The sequence below is a fragment of the Clostridium sp. DSM 8431 genome (assembly GCF_900116755.1).
Lineage (GTDB): Bacteria > Bacillota > Clostridia > Clostridiales > Clostridiaceae > Clostridium.
In genome coordinates, this window is record NZ_FPBY01000006.1 from 37,021 (window position 1) to 43,357 (window position 6,337).

General features: G+C 27.1%; 6 protein-coding genes. 1 reads left to right on the forward strand and 5 read right to left on the reverse strand.

Translation table 11 applies throughout. The annotated features are described in order from the left end of the window. The 5 genes from BM384_RS01315 to BM384_RS01335 form a co-directional block, all read right to left on the reverse strand. Positions 1-492, reverse strand: coding sequence for a flavodoxin family protein (locus BM384_RS01315; RefSeq protein WP_347455043.1), 492 nt, complete (start codon positions 490-492; stop codon positions 1-3). A gap of 411 nt (positions 493-903) precedes the next feature. Beyond that, positions 904-1,770: a polysaccharide deacetylase family protein gene (locus BM384_RS01320; protein ID WP_175537245.1), complete on the reverse strand. Its 867-nt coding sequence runs from the start codon at positions 1,768-1,770 to the stop codon at positions 904-906. Beyond that, the gene (pgaC, locus tag BM384_RS01325) at positions 1,751-3,505 is read right to left on the reverse strand and encodes a poly-beta-1,6-N-acetyl-D-glucosamine synthase (protein ID WP_090009951.1); all 1,755 of its coding nucleotides are present in this window, start codon (positions 3,503-3,505) and stop codon (positions 1,751-1,753) included. The genes BM384_RS01320 and pgaC overlap by 20 nt, the downstream gene beginning before the upstream one ends. Before the next feature lie 47 nt (positions 3,506-3,552). Further along, positions 3,553-4,554, reverse strand: a complete 1,002-nt coding sequence (locus BM384_RS01330; protein WP_090009957.1) for a TolB family protein — start codon at positions 4,552-4,554, stop codon at positions 3,553-3,555. Between the two features lie 345 nt (positions 4,555-4,899). Then, entirely contained in the window at positions 4,900-5,622 is a 723-nt protein-coding gene (locus BM384_RS01335; protein WP_090009960.1) for a tetratricopeptide repeat protein, read from the reverse strand. A gap of 214 nt (positions 5,623-5,836) precedes the next feature. Between BM384_RS01335 and BM384_RS18440 the strand changes: the two genes are divergently transcribed. Then, positions 5,837-5,959: a hypothetical protein gene (locus tag BM384_RS18440; protein WP_278280884.1), complete on the forward strand. Its 123-nt coding sequence runs from the start codon at positions 5,837-5,839 to the stop codon at positions 5,957-5,959. The last annotated feature ends 378 nt before the right edge of the window (positions 5,960-6,337 follow it).

Below are 6,337 nucleotides of genomic sequence, written 5' to 3' on the forward strand. Positions count from 1 at the left end.
CTAAAAACCCTCCTTCATTAATTTATCCTTAGACAAAAACATAATTAATCCCACCTTAGCATTTAGATTATCACTATTTGCATTTACAAGCTTAATTGCTGTTTTCTTCTCAAGGTCTGTTATATTATCTCCATAAAAATATACCTTTAACTTAAGTTTATTTTTATATCTACTCTTATGGTGCATTTCTCCTTTTCTTATTAAAAAGTCTGGTAATAAATAAGAAATGCTTCTATCTAGTATATTTTTTATAAAAGGGCTGTATCCCCCATAAAAACATTCACTTATGATTACAAGTTCATCTCTTTTGCTTAAAAGTTCTCCCATATTGCTATAATTATCTTTAATTACACATTTTCCTGGTGTCTTAACCCAACATCCAAAACAGCCTATACAATTATGAATATTTTCTTTTTTATTAATTATCATATTTTCTTTTACCGGAAAATTTAGTTTTTCTGCTTCTTCAGGTTCTAAATCATGAATAACCATTAAGTACATCCCCCCAATCAATATAATATTCATTTAATTATATTATTTATAAAAATAATAAATGCAAAACACTCTAATTTATACGTGCATTTTACCTTTATATTACATAATTATAAAATTAAGTTTATATTTTTACAAACATAAAATCTTTAAGTAAATATAAAAAGTGAACATCCTTATCTAAGTATAAACTTAAAAGGACGTCCACCAATATTTAAATGGCTTATTTTATTATCACTATATCTAAGAATACAGCCATTATAACATTTATAAATATACAAAAATATTCATATGTATATCTATAAATTTAATGATATACATATGAATATTTATTTATACTATCTAATAGTAATTGTTCTATTTAATTTTACATAATTATAAAACATTGCAATATTTTAAAAATCTAAAATATTAATTATTATTAATCCATGCATCATATATTTTATCAAAATTCTTTCTGCTTACCATATATCTATTTAAGAAAAAGTCATCATTATTTGCCTTAATTGGATATGGCGCTAGAATGTATCCACTTTCAAATCCAGCTTTTTCACTTAAATCAGCTAATGCATCTGAACTTTCACCAAATGGATAAGCTATACTTTTTATCTCTACATCTAACTCTTCTTCTAGAACTTCTCTGCTTAATTTTATATCTTTAAAAAAGTCATCATAGACGTTCTTAGATAAAAACTTTGCTCCATCATCCTCAAAATAATGCATGTTATATGTGTGAGATCCAAAAGATACTAAGCCGCTGTCTCTCATTTCTCTAAGCTGATCCCAAGAAACAATCATTTGATTGTTAAAATCTTTATTGCCTACCTGTCCTGCAATAACAAAAACAGTAAAAGGTATATTATTTTCTTTTAAAATAGGATACGCATTTTTATATAAAGTATCATCTCCATCATCAAAGGATATCCATACACATTTATCTGGAAAGCTATCATTTTTTCTAAACTCTTCAACCTCTTCTAAAGTTGCAAAATAGGCTCCTGCATTTTTAAGTCTCTGTATTTCTTCTTCAAATTCATCTGTATAAATAGAATAATTTACAAGTTCATCTGAAGCTACAGTTTTCTCTAGGAATGTGTTCCAAAAACTTCTACTGCGAACTCTATGATAATCTAATGCCATACAACATTTCGTACTTGGGATATTTCCATAAGATCCGTCCTCTTCAAGCAAATCAACATTCCATACTGAAGCAACTTTAAGACTTACTAATACTAGCACTGCTAAAATAGCAGCTACTTTAATTATTCTTTTTATCATTTTTATATACCTCATTAAGTTCTCTTATAGGATTTTTTTCAAATCTTATAATTTTTTCTCTTTGTAATAAATCATAAACCTCTTCACTAACTAAATTTAATGAAAGCATATCTTCTTTTGTTGTTTCACCTGGATGTTTTCTTCTGTTAAGTTTACCAAATCTTTTAACATTATATAATCTCCATAGATATTGGACTATAAAGCTTAATACAAAAATTATTGCTGTAATATATAGAAGTTCTCTTATGCTGTCATTAGTTATCTTTAAACTTTCCTTAAGAACTCCAACTAATGTATCATTATGATTAAATAGTCCACTTCCAAATAAGTAAAATATAATAACCATGTACCCAAGCATAAATATATTAAGTACATATGCACCAATTTTTCTTAGTATCTTAACTTTTGAACTTGCATGTGAACTTACAATGAATCTTTCACTCTCATTCTTATCTAAAGGCTCTTCAGATTCTTCAGATTCTAAAGGCATTTCAATTTCCCCTCTATCAGGAGACTTCCATGTTGCATATCCACCTCTTATTGACGACTTTATTGATTTTGGAATAGCAGCTATAGCTACAAATGTATTAACAAACCAATAAAACGTAGGATACCATGCAGCCCACAGATAATATTTCATTATATTATCATAGGTGGATTCCTGTTTCATAGAGATGAAAAGCTGTATAAAACTAAGCATTGATAATGCAAAAGCACTAAAGGAGAAAAATAGTAGAAGGTCTTGTCTTACTCTAGCATGAAATAAAGCTACTATGGTAGTTCCTACCCAGCTTATTGACCAAATAAGACTAAAAACCTGTTCTAAGTATACTGGCCAGATTCTCCTCTGTCTCCAGTCTTTAAATATGTCTATATGGCGAAATATTATCTCTTGTCCTCCCTGTGCCCATCTTACTCTTTGATTCCAAAGCCCCTTTAATGTCTCTGGAACAAGCATCCAACACAAAGCTCTTGGTTCATATCTAATATCCCAGAACTTTTTTTGTAACTTCCATGAAACTCCTATATCCTCTGTAATAACATCTCTATCCCAAAGCTCAACGCTTACTAATGCTTTTTTTCTATAAGCAACTATAACTCCTGATACTGTCATTACCTTACCTAATATTCTTTGAGTTCTCTTTATAAGACCTATAATTGATGCATATTCAACTAACTGAATCTTTGCTAAAAGAGTATCTCTATTTCTTATTCTAGGGTTTCCTGTTACTGCTCCTACTCTATCACCATTATCTATAAATTGCTTTACCATGTAATAAGGTGCTTTATCATCTAATATTGCATCACTATCCACACATATAAGATATTCTGATTTAGATGCATGAACTGCCATATGAAGTGCATTAGCTTTTCCCTTATTTTCTAAGCAATTTATTACTCTAAGCTTTTCATATTTTTCACCTAAAGCTTCAAGTATTTTACCTGTATTATCTGTACTACCATCATTTACTGCTATTATTTCATAGTCTGGATAAGATAGCTTAGATAAATTAGATATAGTTTCTTCTACTGTTAATGCCTCATTAAAACAAGGTAAAAGTATACTTATTTTAGGCCATTTGTATTTACTAAAATCTACTTCTTCACGGTTTTCTCTAAAATGCGAAAATATTAGTGACCCTGTAATCCATATAATAGACATAATATATGGATACCAAAAAACAAATAATGCACCCTTCCTCAAAACTGATGTCAATCCACTTAAATAATTCATTGTCGTTTTTATCTCCAATCGTTTTTATCTTCTATAAAAATCTAATACTAGCCTATAGATTCTAAATAGCAAGATGCACCAAGCTGTTCTCCGCCATCATTAATACCACTATATTCTATATCTAAAGGCAAAATTTTTCCCTTATTCATATCAGCAATATATAAGTTGTATCCAGCGCCTCCTTTAGTAGAACTTAAAATCATGTATCTATCATTTAAAGGACAGGGATCTGAACAATTATATTCTTTATTATTAAACTTTAAGCTTTCTAATTCATTTGTTTCTAAATTCATTTTCATAATCATATCAGTATGATTTGATTTTGAATACCATTTTGTAAAGTATAAAGCATTATCTTTCACTATTGGATAGTATGCCATTACTCCACTAGAAGAATATACTTTTTCTTTATTATTATAGTTGTTTACATCTACTTTATATATTTGTGATAAAGAATTATCTCCTCTTGCATAAAAAACATATTTGTCATCTTCTGAATAAAATGGCATAGAGTCTTCTTTAGTATCTTTTGTTATATTTCTTAAACTTTTGTTTTCTAAGTTAAGCTCCATTATGTCATATATCATATCATCTTTATTTGCGTCCCAATGTCCTTGTTTAAAAACAATCTTTTTTCCATCTGAAGAATATTTAGGATCTTCATTTCTCAAATCATTTTTTCCTGTTAAATTTGTTACAACTTGAGTTTGAAGGTTATATGTATAAACATCCCACTTTTCATAGCCTTTAGTTTTATTCATTCCCATAAAAACAATTTCTGTTCCATCATTTTTAAATTCAGCATTCATGGCATTATATACATTTTTAAAGTTATCACTTAAACAAACTTTTTCTTTAGAATCAAAATCATATAAATACAATTTACTGTCTTTAGCATCATAGCTGGTATAAGAGTGGTAAACCATCTTCCCTGATAAATTTGGTACTTTCTTACTTCTCCCCATTGCAGTAATTGAAATACTTACTATTACCATAGGAATACATAAAATAAGTACTATTGGCTTTAATTTTTTTACTATTGGTTTCATAACAAATCCTCTCACTTTCGCATCTGCATCTGGTACTTTATTACGAAGCATATAAAATTATCCAATCATATGTATCTTTTATTCAATTTTTACTTTCGCCATAAAAATATTAATCAATTTTTTTACTTTTTTCAAGGTTTTTCATGTAAATTTATAACAATTGCAATATTTTATTCTTAAATTGTATAATTTTAATATATTCATTAACAAAAAGCATAAATTTTTTTATTTTTATAAAAGTTACCAAATGCAAAAATATTCTCACTATATTTTCGTCTTCTTTTTCTGCATTTTTTTAATTCACGACAAAATATTGCTATTATAAGAAATTCGTTATACTCTACTTTAAATATATAAACTAAGATATTTGTAATCATTATCTATTTCTTTCACACAATTAAAATAAGTTTTAGACTCTTCTAGCCTTTCTGTATGAAAACAACTTATGCCAAAATAATAACAATACTCTAAATAATCTTCTTTATTATCATCTAAAGAAAAATTAATTTTCTCTAAAGTATTATATGCATCTTCATATCTTTCTAATTCAGCATAAGATTTTCCAAGAGTGAACATTCTCTCTTTTTCAAAGAGACAATTTCCCTCATAAGAAATATTCTCAAGATATTTAATTGCTTTATGAAAAACATCAACATTATAATAACATTTTCCTAAAACATAATGTAAACTAGGATCATTAACTTCATCAGCATGACCTCTCTTTAAATATTCAAGAGCTTCTTTATACTTTTCTTCATCAAATAGAATACAGCCCATAAAAAAGTATGCCTCTCTATTTAAGTTGTTATATTTAATAGACTGATTTAAATATTCCTTAGCTTCTTTAACATTTCCTTCTTTAGCAAAATTAAGTGCCATATTGAAATATACAGAAGAATTATTATCTTTATTGTTTTTATAAACTACTGTAAAAATAACATTTAAAAATAAGATTCCAATTCCTATGAACTTATTTATAAAAATAGCGCCAATCCCCAAAAACAGGAGATATGTAACCCATTCTCCTTTTATTTTTTGATATTCTAACTTATATGTATTTTTACCCATTATTATTAGCTCCCCTAAAACTTTTTTCTCAAAAATACAGTTTTCTTCTATTTTATAGTATATAAGTATAAATGTATAGTATAAAGGATAATTATTTCTTTTATATTTTTATAAAGCATTCTTGAGTTATCTTTCTATAATTTCATTTTATTTATTAGTATTAATCTTTGTCCACTGCACAAAATAATATTGTAATAAAGAAGGAGTGATAAATATGAATAAAAATTGCAATTGTAAAAATAACAAAAATAAAGGTAATTTAACTTCTAGCGTTGAAGAAGGATGCAATAAAAAGGAAGTTGATAATCCAAAAACAGCTACAAATAATCAATGGTAAATCGAGTAGGAGGTAATCAATTATTTTGATTACCGACCTCTCAATGTCGTCAACTTAGTAGATTAATGCAGATGAAAGTGCTTTAAAACCATATTATTTTTTATAGCTATTTAAAATCCCCTTAAAAAATGGTACACTAAATAAATCCACTGGTAAAAGTGAATTTTAAAGTATGTATTTATTTTTAATATTAAATGCAGGATTTAACATTATGATGATGCTTTTTCCTTGGATGTTTGTTTTTTCGCTCACAAGAACGGTTGCAGCGTATTTGTGAGCGTATTTTTATAGCTTTTTCTAAGATATACATTAGAATTTTCTTTCGATGCTTATTTTTAGTTATTATATGTATAATATTCTTAAATACTTGTCCTAATA